This window comes from Vibrio sp. 2-1-2a, assembly GCF_032648565.1.
Classification (GTDB): domain Bacteria; phylum Pseudomonadota; class Gammaproteobacteria; order Enterobacterales; family Vibrionaceae; genus Vibrio; species Vibrio diabolicus.
On sequence record NZ_WBOH01000003.1, the window covers coordinates 494,839 to 512,721 of the forward strand.

The window sequence follows — 17,883 nt, forward strand, 5'->3', positions numbered from 1 at the left end:
CCTTCTTCTAAAAACTTTCATACGGTGTTGGTGCAATTGTTGCTCTCAAACTCAAGTCCATTAAACTCGCCAAATGGCTTTCATTAAACTCTGATAGCTTTTGCAGCTTTAGACTGGCTTCATTAAACTCTTGGTAGAACTTATCAGGTTGAGGTATCACGACTGTTTTTATGTTTGCTCGTGTTGCCGCAAGCATACCCGAATAAGAGTCTTCAAAGGCAATACAGTTACTTGAATCTACACCTAGTTTATTGATTGTTGAAAGGTAGACATCTGGCTCTGGCTTGCCCTGTTCTACATCGTCTGACGATGATATCGCGTCAAAGTAACTGGCAATACCGAGTTTGTTCAAAATGGTGGGAATGAGTTGATAAGGTGAATTAGTAGACAGCCCTATCTTAAACCCTTTTTCCTTAAGCAATTTGAGTGTTTCTGTAACACCCTCTAATTCGCATCCTTTTTCAATTATTAATGCCTCCACTTTATCCACAACAGCATTCTCTACTTCTTCTAGGCTCTTTTCTTGCCAAGGATTACGTTCATACCAAAACCTTGTTACTTCATCTGTCGTCATCGTTGCAGTCTGCTTTGACAGTACTTCGGTCACCTGGACGCCAACTGATGAAAACACCTGCTTTTCCGCTTCCTTCCACAAAGGTTCTGAATCAATCAGCAACCCGTCCATATCAAAGACCGCAGCGTATATCATTGGTACATCCTCAGTAAGTTCTATTCGTTGAGTAAGATTTGTCTATTCAACCAAAGCATAGCTTTGCATATAACGAGGGAGAGTATCACATTTGCCTGTGGTTATCAGAGCCAGTTCGATGACTCATCTTTAAACCTCAACATGACCGATGTTCATGGCTACTTTCAACGCTTGTTTATTGAGATTAGATGCCTCCCAAGCAACAACAACACGACTAGTGAGAGGGATATCATCAATCTCGGCGACTGTCGCAGAATCATCGAGATGTTCAGCCAGTGAACGCGGAACGAGAGCTATACCTAACCCAGCCTGCGCCATGGCAATCGTCGTACGAAGTTGCGGTGCTGCGAACTGTGGTTCGAGTCTTACTCCTGCGTCGGCAAAAAGTGTGCTCATGCCATCAAACAATGCAGGTCCAGTCTCTCGTGGAAACAGTAAAATTTTATGGTCTCTCAACTGTTTCATCTGGATACAGGGATACTTTGCCAGCTCGTGCCCCGCCGGAATCACCGCGACAAACGGGTCGTTAAACAACACCTTGTGCTCAAAAGGCTCACTGGCGTAGCAGGGTAGCCGCATGATTGCGAGATCAAGTTGTTTGCTTTTTAACTGAGCGGCAAGCTCTGGCATTGACAGTTCCGCCGTCTGTAAATGAACCCCATTCTCTTGAATACGCCCCACCCTCTCTAATACCTTAATGCAGGTTGATGTTGACGTTGCGAACCCGATTTTAACCTGCGTATTTTCACCACGGGCAATCTGTCGGGCTTTTGCTTTAGCGCGTTCCACATCAGCAAGAATATTTACCGCATCCGTATAGAAGACTTGCCCAGCATGGGTCAGTTCTACCCCTCTAGACAAGCGCTTAAATAGGTCCACACCAAGCTCGTGCTCTAACTTTTTGATTTGTTGACTTAAAGGAGGTTGCGCAATCCCTAACTGTTCAGCGGCTCGGGTAAAGTGACGAGTCTCGGCGACCGCGACAAAATACTTCAGGTAGCGAAATTCCATATATTTTCCATATCAAAATAAATCTTTTTTATATTGGATTTAGCACCGTGTAGAAGTCAATCTAAATATACTCTTCATTGCATAACTGGTCTTACTCATGCGTGGATTTTATAACCCTCTATGTGCTTGTTCGCTTGAAGTAGCGAAAGAATTTTCTGAATACCATCACGTTACCGGAGATGGTGAGATTTATCAGACTTCGTTAATGAGTGCTTTGATCGCTGGTGTTTACGAAGGCTCAACAACCATAGAAGAACTGCTGAAACATGGGGATTTTGGTTTAGGTACGTTCAATGAATTGGATGGTGAGTTGATTGCTTTTGATAAGGAAGTTTTTCAACTCAAGTCGGATGGCTCCGCAAACCCGGCAGACCTAGCGCAAAAAACACCCTTTGCTGTCATGACTTTTTTTAAGCCTGATATCGAGCTGCCACTGACATCGCGCATGTCACGTCATGAAGTCCATAGCCTCATAGACGACATGGTTCCAAGTGACAACCTATTTTGCGCAGTGCGCATTGATGGCGTTTTCGATTCAGTTCGTACTCGCACCGTACCTAAACAAACACGCCCTTATCGGCCAATGCTTGAAGTGGTCAAAGAACAACCGACATTCCGCTTCACGCATAAGCAAGGCGTGGTCGCCGGCTTTCGCAGTCCTAAATATACGACTGGCATCAATGTACCCGGCTATCACGAACATTTTATTACCGATGACCGCCAAGGAGGTGGTCATATCCAGGATTACAGCATTTCGTCAGGATTTCTCCAGATTGGCAAAGTCTCACGGCTAGTGATTGATACCCCAGTATCGACAGACTTCCTCAACGCCAATTTGGCTCCGGAAGATATAAATACCGCCATAGAAAAGGCGGAAAAGTAACAAAGTCAGGCAAATAATAAGGACAACAAATGCAATCCAAACCTTCAAATAAAAATGGAGCTCAGTTGATCGCTCAACAGCTAGAGTCTCTCGGCATTAAGTACATTTTCGGTATTCCCGGTGCAAAAATCGATCGACTGTTCGATGCGATTGAAGACACTAACATCCAAATGATTCCGGTACGTCACGAGGCTAACGGCGCGTTTATGGCGGGCGTTATGGGAAGACTAACCGGCAAAGCAGGCGTCACAATGGTTACGTCAGGTCCAGGCTGTGGAAACCTAGTTACAGGGGTGGCAACAGCAAACTCCGAAGGCGATCCGCTGATTGCTATCGGTGGTGCTGTGAAACGAACTGACCAGCAAAAACAAACACACCAGAGCATGGATACCGTCAGTATTTTTCGCTCTATAACCAAGTTCAGTGCTGAAGTGCAGCATGTGGACGCCGCAAGCGAGATCATGGCGAACGCATTTCGTATCGCAGAGTCAGGTCGTCCGGGGGCTTGCTTTTTGAGTCTCCCTCAAGATGTTTTATCCGAGCAAACCCAAACGGACATTATTGTCCCCTCGCCTTACACACAGCCTGGTTGCGCAGACATCGCAGCAATCGAAGAAGCGGTCAGTCGAATCAGCAAAGCAAAGCGTTGTGTGGTTTTACTTGGCCTTCACGCGAGCCGCAGCCAAAACGCTGCTGCTATCGCCCGATTTCTTCAAAATACGCAGCTACCCGTTGTCGGCACTTACCAGGCCGCCGGCACGGTAGACATCAATTACTATCACCACTTTGCTGGGCGTGTCGGTTTATTTAATAACCAACCTGGCGATGTTTTACTGCGGGACGCCGATTTAATTCTCACCATCGGCTTTAGCCCAATAGAGTATGACCCTGAGCTTTGGAACAGCCACCGCAACCCAGTGATTCATCTCGATATTGAACCTGCAGAGTACCAACTTAATTATCAGCCTTGTGTTGAAATCGTCGGAAACATTGCGCAGTCATTAGACAAAATGGGCAGCTACATCTCTGAATATGCTCGCCTTTCCCCAACGGCACTTTCAGTACTGGAAGAGGTAGCACTGCAACGGCAAGTGATCAAAACCTATCCCAATGTCTATAACAAGCAAGGATTTCATCCACTGGCACTGATTAAAGCCATGCAATCTATCATCACACCAGATACCACGTTATGTCTTGATATGGGGAGCTTCCACATCTGGATCGCTCGTTACTTAAGTTGTTTTCGAGCTCGCCAAATGCTGGTGTCTAACGGCCAACAAACGATGGGCGTTGCACTGCCATGGGCCATTGGTGCCAGCCTACTGAAACCTGGCAGCAAAGTGGTATCGATATCGGGAGACGGCGGTTTTATGCAATCGAGCATGGAGTTAGAAACCGCGGTTAGACTGAACTGCAATATCGTCCATATTGTGTGGGTTGATAACGCCTACAACATGGTAGAAATGCAAGAGATCAACAAATATCAGCGCTGCTCTGGTGTGAAATTTGGACCAATTGATTTCAAGGCGTACGCCGAATCATTTGGCGCGAAAGGCTTCGCAGTGACTAGTCAACACGAATTGCTACCGACATTGAATAAAGCCATGGACGTTGAAGGACCAGCAGTGGTGGCTATCCCCGTAGATTACAGCGACAACGACAAACTGATGTTGCCGCGCACAGAGAAAAATCAAGATCCCGTTTTTGTAAGTTTCGAAGGAGAAATCGCATGAGAGGATTAAAAAATAAAGTCGCACTCGTGACTGGTTCTGCCAATGGTATTGGTTTGGCCATCGCAAAACGTTTGTATGAAGAAGGCGCAAACGTCGCTCTTGCCGATTGGAATGAAGAGCAGTTGGCAAACGCCGTTGAGAGCTTTGATAAACAGCGCGTGTCTGCGCATTCCATTGATGTTTCTGATCCAGATAAAGTCGCAGCCCTGATTTCTGATGTTGTTACCCGTTTCGGTAAACTGGATATTTTAGTAAACAATGCTGGCGTACATGTCCCTGGTTCAGTGATTGAAGGTAGTGTGGAAGACTGGAAGAAGATCTCTGGTGTAAACATTGACGGCGTCGTTTATTGCGCGAAGTTTGCGTTACCTGAACTCTTAAAAACGAAAGGTTGTATGGTGAATACCGCGTCCGTTTCTGGTTTGGGTGGTGACTGGGGTGCCGCATTCTATTGCGCGAGTAAAGGCGCTGTGGTCAACCTTACTAGAGCGATGGCATTGGACCATGGTGCGGAGGGCGTAAGAATTAACGCAGTATGCCCAAGCTTAGTAAAAACCAACATGACGAACGGCTGGCCGCAGGAAATCCGCGATAAATTCAATGAGCGCATTGCGCTCGGCCGAGCAGCCGAACCTGAAGAAATTGCGTCTGTCGTGACTTTCTTGGCAAGTGATGACGCATCTTTCATTAATGGCGTAAACCTACCTGTAGACGGCGGTGCCACCGCATCAGATGGTCAACCTAAAATAGTATAAGCATTAACACTGACTGAGCAGAATCTTTAACTGTAAGATATCCACATAAAAAAAGAGCCGAGTTTGTACTCGGCTCTTGTGTGTCTGTTCTTAAGCCTGCGACGTTGCTAAACCTGCCGACGCGCCGCCTAATAACACATGATTAAACTCCATTCGAGATTCTTGGGCTTGTTCAGACAGTTCTTGCTTCTTCTGTTGAGCCAACTCAAGCGCTTCGGTTAGTTGCTGTAGCTCTGTTTGCATCTCTTCTGGTAAATGATGGTCCGAAAACCCAGATTCACAGCTGTGTTCTAAGGCGAATGCGCGAATTCTCTTACGCATGCTCATCAGGGCCGCCATTGCTTCGCGCTCTTCTTCAGCCGCCTGTTGAGCTAAGTCTTTAAAGCGCTCAAATTTCGCCAAAGCCATTCCCTCTGTTGACCAAGGGTCAATTTCCGGCAGTTCTTCAATGTTAATGGTTGGCTCTTCGTATTCTGCTTGATGTTTAATATCTAGGCTCGCCGCGCGAACAAAGGACACCATCAACATCACCGAGATAACTAACAACGGTAAACCGCCCACGATCGCAGCGGTTTGTAATGTCGATAAACCTCCCATGAACATTAGGACGGTTGGCAGAAAAGACAAAGTAAACGCCCAGAACAAACGGTTCCAGCGCATCGGTTCTTCCGTCACATCATTTTGAACCACTGACGCAAGAATGTACGAAATAGAGTCAAACGAAGTCGCCGTAAAAATGATACACAACAGTGTAAAAACACCAATAACGATTGGCCCTAACGGCAGTGTATCTAACGTTTCAAAAATTGCCGCCGGTGCGCCCGATTCGTTGAGGATTGCGATGACATCAAGCTCACCCGTCAATTGCAACGATAAACCATAGTTACCTAAAACAATGAAGAATAAGAAACAACCTAAAGAACCGTAAAATATAGAACCTACGACCATCTGTTTGATCGTTCTTCCACGCGAGATACGCGCAACAAACAATCCCATACAAGGAGCAAAGACCAACCACCATGCCCAGTAGAAAATAGTCCAGTCTTGCGGGAAGTGTGTATCTGTAAACTCACCATAACCACCAAACGGCTCCGCCCAGGTAGCCATAACAAAGAAGTTAGACAACATACGACCAATAGAATCTAAGCCTGTTTCTAACATAAACACGGTTGGCCCAACGGCGAGTACAAAGAGTAACAAGCCCATCGCACCCCAGAAGTTAATGTTACTAAGGAATTTGATCCCCTTCTCAAGCCCTGCATACGCGGAGTAACCAAAAATCGCAGTACAGAGAAGTAATACAGCCACTTGGCTGAAGGTATTGTTTGGAAGACCGAAGATATGATGTAGACCACCGTTGATAAGAGGCGCTGCTAAGCCAAGCGTAGTCGCCGCGCCACCCAACATACCAAAAATAAATAGCACATCAATAAACTTGCCAATACCACCGTTTGCGCGCTTTTCTCCTAATACAGGCATTAACGCACTAGAGATTTTCAAAACAGGTTGTTTGCGTACATAAAAGAAGTAAGCGATAGGCAGAGCAGGAATAAGGTAAATTGACCAAGCGATCGGTCCCCAGTGAAACAGACCATAAGTCGCGGCCCAGCGAATGGCTTCTTCACTGCCTGCTTCCAACTGAAATGGTGGTGATTGATAGTAGTATGCCCACTCGATACACCCCCAATACAGAATACTTGCGCCAATACCTCCACAAAATAGCATTGCAGCCCATGAGGCGTTACCAAATTCTGGTTGCTCGTCGGCTTCACCAAGTTTGATTTGGCCAAGATCGCTGAACACCGTGTAAATCATAAAACACATTGCTGCGATACCCAGTGCGAGGTATAACACACCAAGCTTATCGGTCATGAAAAATTTGGCCGAAGCTATCCAATCCGCACCTTGTGTGGGAAATAAAATTAAAGGTATAACGACGCTGAGTAAAAGAAAGAGTGAGCCTAAGAAGGTAGGCTTATCGATGAGAGAAAATGATTTGTCCATATTATATATCCTTATGTTTTCAAAGGACATGATCTACATTTCTCACAACTTCGCCAATTCACAACACTTATCGTTACCACAAGAATAATTGTCTTTAAAATATGCATTATGTGACGCTGATTTTGTATTCATTATTTGATGCCATAGCGTTTAAATACGGCAGCTTTTCTGCCACACCATCCAGTGCTCCCTACCTTTAAAAACCTCAACACTGTTTGCCACCACTGAGGATTCCACAAGCTTAAATGCCGGTTCTAGATAACCCTCCAACTCCCCACTTCGCAAACAAAATGGAGGGAAGCGAGAGTGGTAATCATCATCTATAACGAAATAACCAATTAACAAACCGCCTCTTGGCAGCAATTTATCCACCATAGCAAAGTAATCTGGCCACTGGTCTCTCGGTAGTGCAGCGAGAAAGGATTGATTTTGGCGCAACATGGATGGATGCCGAACTCGCAGCCCCAGCAAATGACGGCGCTTGACAGACGTTCAACGCCAAAGTGACATTCCCCCAAGCGGGCTACTACGAAGTTTGGGCAAAAGCGACTGATGACCAAGAGGTGAGCCAACCTTTTGCTATCGCATGGAACCCGAAAGGTTACCTCAACAACACCTTCCACCGCATCGCGCTGATTGTTAAGGGTTAAACATGAAGGGGGAATAACAGTGAAAGCAACATTCTTAAATGAGCGGGGTTTCCCGCTCTCGTTTACTTTTCTCGCGCTGTTAAGTTGCTCTGCCTTAGCAAACAATGACGAGTTAATAGCCGCAGGCGAACAGCAAGCGATGGTGTGTAAAGCTTGTCACCAGTTTGAACCCAATGGAGTAAGTGTTGTGGGGCCACCTCTTTGGGGGTTAGCAGAGCGTGATATTGCCAGCTTTGCAAGCTTCAATTACAGCGAAGCCATCAAACAGCATCAAGGTCAATGGGACGCAGAAAAACTGGATGCTTTTTTGGCGTCACCATCGGGGTTTGCTCCGGGCACAAACATGGTCTTTGCCGGCGTAAAAGACCCGGGTGCTCGAGCCGCGATCATTGCATGGCTAGCGACCAAAAACCCTACGCCACCAGATTGGAATACTACTTCATCTGAAATGGAGGTTAAATCGCCAGGTGATGGGATATTAAGGCCGGGAGAGAATATGGAGCTCGTCGCGGCAGTCTGCTCAGCCTGTCATTCGTTACACATGGTCACACAACAAGGACTAAGCCGCCAACGATGGGATGAAACCTTAGACTGGATGATTGAAGAGCAAGGGATGGATGAACTGCCGGGTGATGATCGCGAAGCCATTCTGAAATACCTTTCGACCTATTATGGGGGTAACTCCCGCCTTTAAAACTAACGCTTATTGATATTTTACATACGTATTCTTTCTATGTGAGCATCCCCTCTACAGAAATAGAGTGAAGTAACCTCTGTTATTTCACAGTACGTATCGATGAGGTTTAAGAGATTGAAGGCAGAAGAGTTTTTTGACAACCATTACCTTTCTATTTGGGTTTTTCTTGTTGGCGTGGCAGTCATTACCTTGATTATGATGGGAGGCGGCATGGCAGTAACGTTGCTGGCAATATTGATTGACCAGTCGTCTGAGCACTTAACAACTGATGCTTTCTTGGCTCTAAACTTTTCTTTTGCTGGGATCATGACTCTACTGCTTGTTATCCCAAACATGATGATTGTTAGAGGCAAACCTAAAGCGGCAAAAATCAACTTAATCAATATTTACTTTCAGTTCCTTGTTTACGCTCTTGGCCTATTCCTTCTTGAAGATGAACATAAACTTTTTTTTGTTAGTTTTGTACTTTTTCCTATTATCGCTCTCTGGCTCATGGCATCGACCAAATATCATACATTTGTGACTTACTTTTCAGCGATTAAAAAAGAGCCAGAAAGTTTCCGCGAATACTTCTTCAAAAAGATTAAAAGCGATAACACTTCTGCCACACCATCCAATACTCCTTACCTTTAAATACATCCACACTATTTGTAACGGTTGAAGATTCAATAAGTGTAAACGTTGGTTCAAAATATTGCGCCAACTCCCCACTTCGCAAACAAAATGGAGGGAAGCGAGAGTGGTAATCATCATCTATAACGAAATAACCAATTAACAAACCGCCTCTTGGCAGCAATTTATCCACCATAGCAAAGTAATCTGGCCACTGGTCTCTCGGTAGTGCAGCAAGAAAGGCACGCTCGTAAATCACATCAAATGCGTGCGTAGAGTCAGCGTTAAATACATCCCCCAGCACGACTTTATCTTTGTGCTTACCTAATGTCGATTGCGCCATTTTCACCGCTTGTTCACTGTAATCCATCGCGATCACGTCATGCCCATATTGAATAAAAGAGCTGAGTTCATAAGCAGCGCCACAGCCAGGGATAAATACAGACTGACCGCTATTAAGCGCTTTTTCTAGGTAAGCTTTTAGCTCTTGAGGTGTAGTTTTGGCATCCCATGGCATAGTGCCTTGGGTAAACAAATTATCCCAAAACTGTTGATTGATGGTCGGTGCCTGCTTCATTTATCGCCCTCCTGATTGTACTGGCACAAAAAGAAAGGGATACGCAGCACAATGTGGTATCCCCTCTCCTAGCCTTTGATTTTTACGTTGTTAGCTTTTTATAACTGCGGTTTACAATGACGGATTAACTGCGCAAGTCATTGATTAACGGCTGTTCGGTCTGATTGGACACGAACTGGATATTGCCTTTCAGTTTGGTAACAGACTGGAGTGTCGCTTGAATGTCCTCTGCCGAGACATGGACATCATTGCAGCAGAAAGTAATGGTATCGTTGAAGCCATCACGCTCAATTTTCAAGGAGCCTTTAATATCGTGGCGACGACAGACTTCTTGGATCTGATGCGGATAAACAAACAGGCCTTTCACTTTCACCGCTGAGTCCGCACGCCCCATCCAGCCTTTAATTCGCGCATTCGTGCGTGGCGAATCCGAGCCCGTTTCTAGGTATGCCGATAAATCTCCCGTTGCGTAGCGAATCAGCGGAAACTTCTCATCGAGCGATGTCACGACCACTTCGCCGACTTCTCCCGGTTGTACAGGAATGCCATCAGGATTAACGATTTCCACGATGATATCTTCGGCAATCACCAAGCCTTGCTCGCCAGACACTTGATAAGCAATCAAACCAAGCTCTGCACTTGCGTAGGCTTGAGAGACTGCAATGCCTTTGTCCTCAAACATCTGTTGCATGTCTGCGGTGACCGCTTCACCAGAGACCAGCGCTTTGGTAAAACTCGGCGACTCATCGTATTGTTCTTGGTACTTTTGTAGCAACGTCAGCAAGTAAGAAGGCGTGCCCGTATAACCCGTTGGCTGCAGCTGTTTAATCGCTTCAATTTGTGCTTCGGTATTCCCGACACCCGCCGGAAATACCGCGCAGCCACAAGCTCTTGCGCCACCATCCATAATAAATCCACCAGGCGAGAAATGATAAGAGAGCGTGTTATGCACTAAATCGCCCGCACTAAATCCAGCCGCGTGAAACGCGCGCCCCATACGCCAGAAATCCATCTCATCCGTTTGTGCCTCATACAACGGCCCCGGTGATTGGAATACGCGCGCCATCTGACCAATCGCAACACTATTTAAACCACCAAACGGCGGTTTAAGTTGCTGTTGGTTTGGCATATTGAATTTGCGCGTAACCGGAAACTGGGTAAGCCCTTCACGATTATTTGCCAACGTAGGCTCTAACTCAGCAAAATGCGCCGCATAATGTTCGCTGTTGGCTTTTGCATTTTCAATCAGTGTCGGCAGACGTTGAAACAGCGATTCTTCTCGTGCCTGCGGAGACAACGATTCTTTCGCATCAAATAGTTCGTTCATCCTTGCTCCTTATAACCAACGCTTACGACGTTTGTAAGATTTCAGATTCTTGAAGCTCTTGCGATCTTCATCGCCGCCGCCAAGGTAGAACTCTTTCACATCTTCATTGTTTAGCAGTTCGTGCTTGCTGCCATCCAGTACGATTTTGCCTGATTCCATGATGTAACCGTAATCGGCCGCTTGAAGGGCAAAGTTGGCATTCTGCTCAACCAAAAGCATGGTAATGCCTTGATCTTTATTAATCTTGTTAATAATGCTGAACACCTCCTTCACCAACAGCGGCGAAAGCCCCATCGACGGCTCATCCAACAAGATCATTTTCGGGCGAGCCATCAGTGCTCGACCAATCGCTAGCATTTGCTGCTCACCACCTGACAAATAACCCGCTAGACCGGTGCGCTCTTTAAGGCGAGGGAAATAATCAAACACCATTTCGATGTCTTGCTCGACTTCGTTGTCCGTACGTGTATAAGCCCCCAAGCGCAGGTTCTCTATCACCGTCATATCTTCAACAATTCGGCGCCCTTCCATCACTTGGAAGATACCCGAACGGACGATCTCTTCCGGGCTTTTGTTGTCTATGCGCTCGCCCATGAAGTTAATTTCCCCACGGGTCACTTCACCATCTTCGGTTTTTAACAAACCCGAAATGGCTTTTAGTGTGGTCGATTTACCTGCCCCGTTCGCGCCTAACAGCGTCACGATTTGACCTTTAGGTACTTCAAGGCTCACGCCACGCAGAACCAAAATAACTTCGTCGTAGACCACTTCGATGTTGTTTACCGAGAGTAAAATCTCCGCTGGTTCTATATCCCTTGCTAATTCACTCATCAAGCCACTCCTTGTTCAGGAGAAGGGATGATGTATATCGCATCCCCTCACCTGTTCTTGTTTTGTTGTTAGTAACCTAGCCAATCGTCACGACGTGACAATGTCACTTGTGACACTTTCTTAATATCGACTGCGCCGCCGTTGTTGTTACCCATAAACACGTTCACGGTTGTTGTGCCACGGTGATCTTCCGGCTTCCAGTTCGCAGGTACACAAACACCTTCTAAGCCTTGTGGGACCCAGTTGTCATGGACATACATGCCCTTCTTGATGTTTTCACCCGTTATGCCACCGTTGTCTTTCGCCCACTCCATCGCTTCTTTCATGTAGAACGCAGAACAAATGCCGCGAATGTAGTGGTGAGTTCTAAACTCGCCCGGCTCTGATTCAGACTGCTTAGAAATCTCACGAACCAGTTTCATGCCTTCGTTATCGTCTCCCCAAAACGCCGTCATGCCAGGAAAAACGTAATCTTTAAGGCCATCGCCCGCCGCTTCAAGTACTGGTTTGTCACCGCCCCAAATGTTCGCCATGTACTGGAACTCTGTACCAACCGTATTACAAGACTTCACGAGTGAGATTACCGAGCTACCGATATTGGCAATGTAACCGTAGTTAGTGCCAGACTCTTTGAGTGACAGACATTGTGCTTTGAAGTCCCCTGGTTTTAGTGACACAACGACTGGGTTTTGCACCTCAAAACCAAGCTCTTCAGCATATTCTGCACACGCTTCTTTTGGCGCATTCGGGAATGGGTGGTTATCGCCAATGTGGGTAAATTTCGGCGCACCTTGGTTGCCCTTTGATTCCCAATCTTCTTTCGCCCACTTCACTAGTGCACGACACGCATCTGAGTACGACGCACCATAGAAGAAGTTATAAGGCGCTGGTTTCGCGGTTTTTGGGTTCTTGCCGGTTGGGTCCGTTAAGTGACCTGAATAAGAGGCAGAGAACACTGGCACTTTGTCTTTGGTCACAAACGAGATGAGTGCTTCGGTATCTGCCGTGCCCCAACCTTGTAGCGCAACCATGTCTTTACGCGCCACCCAACGTTTGTAGTTGGAAATGGCTACTGGCACTTTATACGCCATGTCTACCGTTTCAAATTCGAGCTCAGTACCGTTAATGCCACCGTTTTGGTTGATCCAACGCAATGCGTCTCGTACGCCAGAACCATAGGGCTTGCTCACATAGGCTGTTGGCCCAGAAAAGTCGACCAATTGCCCGACAAACACAGAATCTTTTGCCCAAGTTGCGGTAGTAAACAGTGCCGAAGATAGCACCAACGTTGTCGCTAAATGTCCTTTGTTCATAACTCGTTGTCCTTGTTATTGAGGTATATTCCACTTAATTCCACGTTAATATGAGAACGGATAGTGTTTCCAATATGCTCGAATCTGTTGCCAGCGATGCGATAACCCTTGAGGTTCGAAAATCAGGAACAGCATGATGACCAAGCCGATCGCCATTTCTTTGAAGTAAGCAAGCCCATCAACGAACGAAGTGTTATTGCTAAACGCAGCCAGCCCCGTCACGCCAAACTCCAAAACTTCAGGCAGCAATACGATAAATATCGTACCCATCAGTGTGCCTTTGACTGAACCCAAACCACCAATGATGATCATTGCCAAGAACTGGATAGACATCATGATGGTGAAACCTTCTGCTGATACAAAACCTAGATAATGTCCGTAGAGTGCGCCCCCGATGCCCGCATAGAATGCGCACACTCCAAATGAGAGCAGACGATACTTGGTTAGGTTGATACCCATGATTTCTGCCGACAGGTAGTGATCTCGTACCGAGACAAACGCGCGACCATCACGAGAACGGATCAAGTTCGATGCCCACATGTACATAAAGATCAACGCAAACAGAGCAATGTAGAAGAAGCTTTCATCGGTCGTAAACTCAAAGCCAAACAGATTGATAGGGTTTGCACCAGCACCATATGAGCCGCCACTGAACCAGTCTGCGCGAGCAAAGAAGTCCTCTAAAATAAACTGCGCAGCCAAAGTCGCAATCGCGAGATATAAGCCTTTAATTCGCGCAGCCGGCAGACCAAACAGCATCCCCACAATCATGGTTAAGTAACCCGCAAGCGGAATCGCAAACACGACTGGAATATTGAACTGGTTATTCAGCCAAGCCGATGCAAAGGCACCAAAGCCAAAGAACGCGCCATGACCTAGGGAAATTTGTCCGGTAAAACCAACCAGAATGTTTAAGCCCAGCGCCGCGATACCGAGATACGCAATCTGAATAAACAGGTTAAGAAAATAGATATCCAATACCAAAGGCGCAGCCAACATGGCGATCACACTTGCAATCGCTAGGCTTCTAATGGTTTTGGTTTCAAAAATTGGCGTATCGCTTTTGTATGTGGTTCGAAAATCCCCACATGGGCGCATGCTAAGTTGAGCCATGTTATTTCTCCTTAAATACGCTCGATATCTTTGGTACCAAACAGGCCGTATGGCTTGAAGGCAAGAATGATTAACAGCACATAGAACGGTGCGATGTTATAAAGGTTACCCACTTGCAGGTATTGGCTATCAAAAAACTCAGCTAAGTTCTCTAGCACCCCGATGGTGATGCCACCGACAATTGCGCCGACTACAGAATCTAAGCCACCTAAAATAACGGCTGGGAAAACTTTGATACCAATAATGGATAGCGCGTCAGAGACGCCGTTAACGATCCCAATAACAATCCCTGCTGTTGCAGATACCATGGCCGAAATAGCCCAACTGATGGCGAACACTTTCTTGATGGAAATGCCAAGACTCTGCGCGACTTGCTGGTTAAATGCCGTTGCGCGCATTGCCAGACCCATTTTGCTGAATTTGAAGAACCAGTAGAACGCGCCCATGATGAGCATCGAGAAGATCAAACTCAGAATGTAAGCAAACTCAACGTTCAAACCACCGATATTCACCACATTTGTTTCGAACACTTGCGGATACGACACAGCCGAGACACCAAATATCCACTTCATCAGCGCTTGGAAGAACATAGACAGACCGATGGTCACCATGATCACCGAGATAATCGGCTCACCAATTAACGGCCTGAGCACAATGGTTTGCACGGCGATACCGAACACCATCATGAACGCGAGCGTGAGTAAAAAGCCGATAAAAAATGGCAGTTGCAGATGAACAAGCGCCGCCCAACATACCCACGCGCCAATCAGCAAGAACTCACCCTGAGCGAAGTTGACCACCTGGGTCGATTTGTATATCAGTACAAAGCACATGGCGACCACGCCATACAACATGCCAACGATCACGCCATTAATGACGAGTTGCAGTAATAAATCCGTATTCACTATGCGATCCTCCGTTGTTCGCTATCCACCAGTGTTGGCTCACGTTCAATAAGCGTTTCAATCACTAGCGACGTTTGAATGCGTGTTTTGGTGCCATCCTGATAAGTGATCACCGTATCCACATCGACTTTTGGATCGTCGCTGTAGATGGTCTCGATGATGTCTCCGTATTTCTCCGCAACCACACCACGACGCACTTTACGCGTACGAGTTAGCTCGCCATCGTCGGCATCTAGCTCTTTGTAAAGTAGAATGAATTTGCTGATCTTCTGTGCATCCGGTAGGGATTCATTCACTTTCAGAACTTCTTCACGAATGGCTTGATACACTTCTGGTTGAGCGGATAAGTTGGTGTAGTTAGTAAATGCCAAACCGCGCTGCTCTGCCCACTTCGCGACGATCGCGTAGCGAATACAGATGATGGCAGACAGCCAAGGTCGACCTTTGCCCACCACTACGGCTTCTGCAATAAACGGCGAGAACTTGAGTTTGTTTTCAATGAACTGCGGAGAGTAGCGGTCGCCATGGCTGGTTTCCGACATATCTTTCAGACGATCAATCACCACCAAGTGACCAGAGTCTTTAAAATAGCCCGCATCGCCTGTGTGCATCCATCCGTCTTGTACGTCTTCGTCATACGCTTCCTGGTTGTTCAGGTAGCCAGTAAACATGCCCGTACTTTTCGCGATGATCTCACCCACGCCATTGCTGTCTGGGTTGATGACTTTCACTTCTGCATTGTCAAACGCGACGCCGACGGAATCGTAATCCACGTCATCGGCTTGGTGGACGGTGTACGCACCACACATTTCGGTTTGACCGTAAAGCTGCTTGAGTGGTACGCCGATCGCTTGCAAGTAACGGAAAGTATCCGGTCCCATCGCCGCACCACCCGTCGCAGCAGATGCTAGATTCGAGAAACCTAAGCGGTCACGCAGAGCACGTAGCAAAATCCATTCAGCGAGTTTTGAACGTTTACCCTGCTCCAACGCTTTATTCGCTAAGCTCATGCCCAGTTTGTACATCTTCTGCTTAAACGGTGTGGAATCCATCATTCGTGCAGACACGTCTGCCACAATGTTTTCCCACACTCGCGGCGCAAGCAGCACGAAGTTCGGGCCAATTTCGCGCAAGTCAGACATCATGGTTTCTTGTTCTTCCACGAAGTTGACGATTTGACGCGAAATCAACGCCTGACCAACCACATACACCTGCTCCATAATCCAAGGCAAAGGCAGAACGGAAACATAATTGTCGCCTGGGGAGCGCGGGTCGGCACGCAGATAAGCCGCACAGTGATCTAAGAAAGTGCCGCTGTGTAGCTGAGCCAACTTTGGTTTGGAAGTCGTACCCGACGTGGTACAAAGAATCGAAAGATCGCTGCCTTTGGTTGCCTCAACCATATTGAGATATTTATCCGGATCCGCTTTGTCGATCAGTTGACCTTTTTTATAGACCTGCTCAACATCAATCAGTCGTGGATCGTCGTACTTGCGCATTCCACGCGGGTCACAATAGATAATGAATTCTACGCTTGGGATCTCATCACCGAGCTCAAGTAGCTTATCGCATTGCTCTTCATCTTCGGCAACCACGACTTTTGCTTTGGCATAGTTGATGAGGTACGCCACTTCTTCGTGCATGGAATCTTGATAGATGCCCAGCGAGAAACCTTTGATCGCATGTGCGGCCAACTCGCCCCATACCCATTCCGGGCGGTTATCACCCAGCAAACCAACAACGTCTTGCTCACCAACACCTAAATCTTGCAGTGCCAGAGACATCCACTTCACTCGGTTTTCATAATCTTGCCAAGTGAACTCTCGCCAAATACCAAACTCCTTTTCACGCATTGCGACTTGCTCGGGCCAGTGCTTGGCGTTGTGCTGCAATACTTTTGGAAAGGTATCTAAGCGGGTTATATCTGCCCAATCATTATGTTGCTGTGCCATTATGCACTCTCCTCTAATGTCGGTAGCTCTTCGCCTAAGTACGCTTGTTTCACATGTGGGTTGGCCATCACTTCTTCTGGCTCGCCCATCGCAATGTGTTTACCAAAATCCAACACCAATACGCGATTAGAGATATCCATCACCACGCCCATATCGTGCTCGATCATGATGATGGTGATGTCTAACTCTTCATTCAGATCCATGATGTAACGCGCCATGTCTTCCTTTTCTTCCAAGTTCATGCCTGCCATTGGTTCATCAAGCAGCAGTAACTTAGGTTTTAAGGCAATGGCACGAGCAAGCTCTACACGTTTACGTAAACCGTAAGATAGCGTGCCTGCGGTTGCTTTACGGATGTGCTGGATTTCAAGAAAATCGATTACGTCTTCTACGTATTTACGGTGCGCCATTTCTTCTTTCTGCGCGTTAGAGAACCAGTAAAGTGGCCCTGTGACGAAGTTGTTTTTCAGTAGGTGATGTCGACCAACCATAATGTTGTCGAGTACCGACATATGAGAAAAGAGTGCTAAGTTCTGGAAGGTTCTTCCCAGCCCTAACTCAGCTCGTTGGCTAGGCGTTCGTTTGGTTACATCATCTCCAGCGAAGATTACAGAGCCTTTGTTTGGTGTGTATCGACCAGAGATGCAATTGAGCATTGAGGTTTTACCTGCACCGTTTGGACCAATGATTGAAAAAATTTCCTTTTCATTCACATGGAAGCTCACGTCAGTTAGAGCTTTCACCCCACCAAAAGCCAATGAAATATCGTTTACCTGCAATAGAGGCGATTCCGATACCATAGTTGATCTCC

The 17,883-nt window shown here is 46.7% G+C and carries 17 protein-coding genes and 1 pseudogene; 6 read left to right on the forward strand and 12 right to left on the reverse strand.

Going from position 1 to position 17,883, the window contains the following annotated elements; genetic code table 11:
- Window positions 1-7: 7 nt before the first annotated feature.
- Together hxpB and F7Y48_RS10545 are read right to left on the reverse strand one after the other, a co-directional pair.
- Window positions 8-709: a hexitol phosphatase HxpB gene (gene hxpB, locus F7Y48_RS10540; RefSeq protein ID WP_316683906.1), complete on the reverse strand. Its 702-nt coding sequence runs from the start codon at window positions 707-709 to the stop codon at window positions 8-10.
- Between the two features lie 129 nt (window positions 710-838).
- On the reverse strand, window positions 839-1,720 hold the full coding sequence (locus F7Y48_RS10545; protein WP_258508512.1) for a LysR family transcriptional regulator: 882 nt from the start codon (window positions 1,718-1,720) through the stop codon (window positions 839-841).
- Between the two features lie 97 nt (window positions 1,721-1,817).
- On the opposite strand from F7Y48_RS10545, the gene budA reads away from it, so the two are divergent.
- From budA to F7Y48_RS10560, 3 genes are read left to right on the forward strand one after another with little or no spacing between them, the layout of a single operon-like run.
- Window positions 1,818-2,603, forward strand: a complete 786-nt coding sequence (budA, locus tag F7Y48_RS10550; RefSeq protein WP_005373273.1) for an acetolactate decarboxylase — start codon at window positions 1,818-1,820, stop codon at window positions 2,601-2,603.
- A 29-nt stretch (window positions 2,604-2,632) separates the two neighbouring features.
- Window positions 2,633-4,336, forward strand: a complete 1,704-nt coding sequence (gene alsS / locus F7Y48_RS10555) for an acetolactate synthase AlsS (RefSeq protein WP_047008215.1) — start codon at window positions 2,633-2,635, stop codon at window positions 4,334-4,336.
- Window positions 4,333-5,091: an SDR family NAD(P)-dependent oxidoreductase gene (locus F7Y48_RS10560; RefSeq protein WP_069549253.1), complete on the forward strand. Its 759-nt coding sequence runs from the start codon at window positions 4,333-4,335 to the stop codon at window positions 5,089-5,091. The genes alsS and F7Y48_RS10560 overlap by 4 nt, the downstream gene beginning before the upstream one ends.
- Before the next feature lie 90 nt (window positions 5,092-5,181).
- Here F7Y48_RS10560 and F7Y48_RS10565 read toward each other — a convergent pair whose 3' ends face one another.
- Entirely contained in the window at window positions 5,182-7,095 is a 1,914-nt protein-coding gene (locus F7Y48_RS10565) for a BCCT family transporter (protein WP_065645851.1), read from the reverse strand.
- Between the two features lie 150 nt (window positions 7,096-7,245).
- The gene (locus F7Y48_RS10570; RefSeq protein WP_258508513.1) at window positions 7,246-7,536 is read right to left on the reverse strand and encodes a TPMT family class I SAM-dependent methyltransferase; all 291 of its coding nucleotides are present in this window, start codon (window positions 7,534-7,536) and stop codon (window positions 7,246-7,248) included.
- Here F7Y48_RS10570 and F7Y48_RS10575 point away from each other — a divergent pair.
- The 3 genes and pseudogenes from F7Y48_RS10575 to F7Y48_RS10585 all read left to right on the forward strand — a co-directional run.
- Window positions 7,521-7,745: pseudogene (locus tag F7Y48_RS10575) on the forward strand (molybdopterin containing oxidoreductase); the annotation flags it as partial. The gene F7Y48_RS10570 and the pseudogene F7Y48_RS10575 overlap by 16 nt on opposite strands.
- 19 nt (window positions 7,746-7,764) lie before the next feature.
- The gene (locus tag F7Y48_RS10580; protein WP_258508515.1) at window positions 7,765-8,439 is read left to right on the forward strand and encodes a c-type cytochrome; all 675 of its coding nucleotides are present in this window, start codon (window positions 7,765-7,767) and stop codon (window positions 8,437-8,439) included.
- Between the two features lie 117 nt (window positions 8,440-8,556).
- Window positions 8,557-9,075 carry a hypothetical protein gene (locus tag F7Y48_RS10585; protein ID WP_258508516.1) on the forward strand — a complete coding sequence of 173 codons (519 nt, stop codon included), beginning with the start codon at window positions 8,557-8,559 and terminating at the stop codon, window positions 9,073-9,075.
- Here the strand turns inward: F7Y48_RS10585 and F7Y48_RS10590 are convergent.
- The 8 genes from F7Y48_RS10590 to F7Y48_RS10625 form a co-directional block, all read right to left on the reverse strand.
- Window positions 9,026-9,631: a TPMT family class I SAM-dependent methyltransferase gene (locus tag F7Y48_RS10590; protein WP_258508517.1), complete on the reverse strand. Its 606-nt coding sequence runs from the start codon at window positions 9,629-9,631 to the stop codon at window positions 9,026-9,028. The genes F7Y48_RS10585 and F7Y48_RS10590 overlap by 50 nt on opposite strands.
- 124 nt (window positions 9,632-9,755) lie before the next feature.
- Entirely contained in the window at window positions 9,756-10,958 is a 1,203-nt protein-coding gene (locus F7Y48_RS10595; RefSeq protein WP_258508518.1) for a phenylacetate--CoA ligase family protein, read from the reverse strand.
- Between the two features lie 9 nt (window positions 10,959-10,967).
- Complete coding sequence (locus tag F7Y48_RS10600) at window positions 10,968-11,789, reverse strand: ABC transporter ATP-binding protein (protein WP_258508519.1); 822 nt, start codon at window positions 11,787-11,789, stop codon at window positions 10,968-10,970.
- 68 nt (window positions 11,790-11,857) lie between these two features.
- Window positions 11,858-13,102 carry an ABC transporter substrate-binding protein gene (locus F7Y48_RS10605; protein ID WP_006741059.1) on the reverse strand — a complete coding sequence of 415 codons (1,245 nt, stop codon included), beginning with the start codon at window positions 13,100-13,102 and terminating at the stop codon, window positions 11,858-11,860.
- A gap of 45 nt (window positions 13,103-13,147) precedes the next feature.
- Window positions 13,148-14,215: a branched-chain amino acid ABC transporter permease gene (locus F7Y48_RS10610; protein ID WP_258508520.1), complete on the reverse strand. Its 1,068-nt coding sequence runs from the start codon at window positions 14,213-14,215 to the stop codon at window positions 13,148-13,150.
- Window positions 14,216-14,226: 11 nt separating this feature from the next.
- On the reverse strand, window positions 14,227-15,120 hold the full coding sequence (locus F7Y48_RS10615) for a branched-chain amino acid ABC transporter permease (protein ID WP_005392598.1): 894 nt from the start codon (window positions 15,118-15,120) through the stop codon (window positions 14,227-14,229).
- Window positions 15,120-17,072, reverse strand: coding sequence for a long-chain fatty acid--CoA ligase (locus F7Y48_RS10620; RefSeq protein ID WP_258508521.1), 1,953 nt, complete (start codon window positions 17,070-17,072; stop codon window positions 15,120-15,122). Before F7Y48_RS10620 ends, F7Y48_RS10615 begins: the two co-directional genes overlap by 1 nt.
- Entirely contained in the window at window positions 17,072-17,872 is an 801-nt protein-coding gene (locus F7Y48_RS10625; protein ID WP_005392600.1) for an ABC transporter ATP-binding protein, read from the reverse strand. Before F7Y48_RS10625 ends, F7Y48_RS10620 begins: the two co-directional genes overlap by 1 nt.
- Window positions 17,873-17,883 lie beyond the last annotated feature (11 nt).

Coding starts and splice junctions, on each gene's coding strand:
- hxpB (WP_316683906.1), bottom strand. CDS start 709: ATGATATACGCTGCGGTCTTTGATATGGACGGGTTGCTGATTGATTCA.
- F7Y48_RS10545 (WP_258508512.1), bottom strand. CDS start 1,720: ATGGAATTTCGCTACCTGAAGTATTTTGTCGCGGTCGCCGAGACTCGT.
- budA (WP_005373273.1), top strand. CDS start 1,818: ATGCGTGGATTTTATAACCCTCTATGTGCTTGTTCGCTTGAAGTAGCG.
- alsS (WP_047008215.1), top strand. CDS start 2,633: ATGCAATCCAAACCTTCAAATAAAAATGGAGCTCAGTTGATCGCTCAA.
- F7Y48_RS10560 (WP_069549253.1), top strand. CDS start 4,333: ATGAGAGGATTAAAAAATAAAGTCGCACTCGTGACTGGTTCTGCCAAT.
- F7Y48_RS10565 (WP_065645851.1), bottom strand. CDS start 7,095: ATGGACAAATCATTTTCTCTCATCGATAAGCCTACCTTCTTAGGCTCA.
- F7Y48_RS10570 (WP_258508513.1), bottom strand. CDS start 7,536: ATGTTGCGCCAAAATCAATCCTTTCTCGCTGCACTACCGAGAGACCAG.
- F7Y48_RS10590 (WP_258508517.1), bottom strand. CDS start 9,631: ATGAAGCAGGCACCGACCATCAATCAACAGTTTTGGGATAATTTGTTT.
- F7Y48_RS10595 (WP_258508518.1), bottom strand. CDS start 10,958: ATGAACGAACTATTTGATGCGAAAGAATCGTTGTCTCCGCAGGCACGA.
- F7Y48_RS10600 (WP_258508519.1), bottom strand. CDS start 11,789: ATGAGTGAATTAGCAAGGGATATAGAACCAGCGGAGATTTTACTCTCG.
- F7Y48_RS10605 (WP_006741059.1), bottom strand. CDS start 13,102: ATGAACAAAGGACATTTAGCGACAACGTTGGTGCTATCTTCGGCACTG.
- F7Y48_RS10610 (WP_258508520.1), bottom strand. CDS start 14,215: ATGGCTCAACTTAGCATGCGCCCATGTGGGGATTTTCGAACCACATAC.
- F7Y48_RS10620 (WP_258508521.1), bottom strand. CDS start 17,072: ATGGCACAGCAACATAATGATTGGGCAGATATAACCCGCTTAGATACC.
- F7Y48_RS10625 (WP_005392600.1), bottom strand. CDS start 17,872: ATGGTATCGGAATCGCCTCTATTGCAGGTAAACGATATTTCATTGGCT.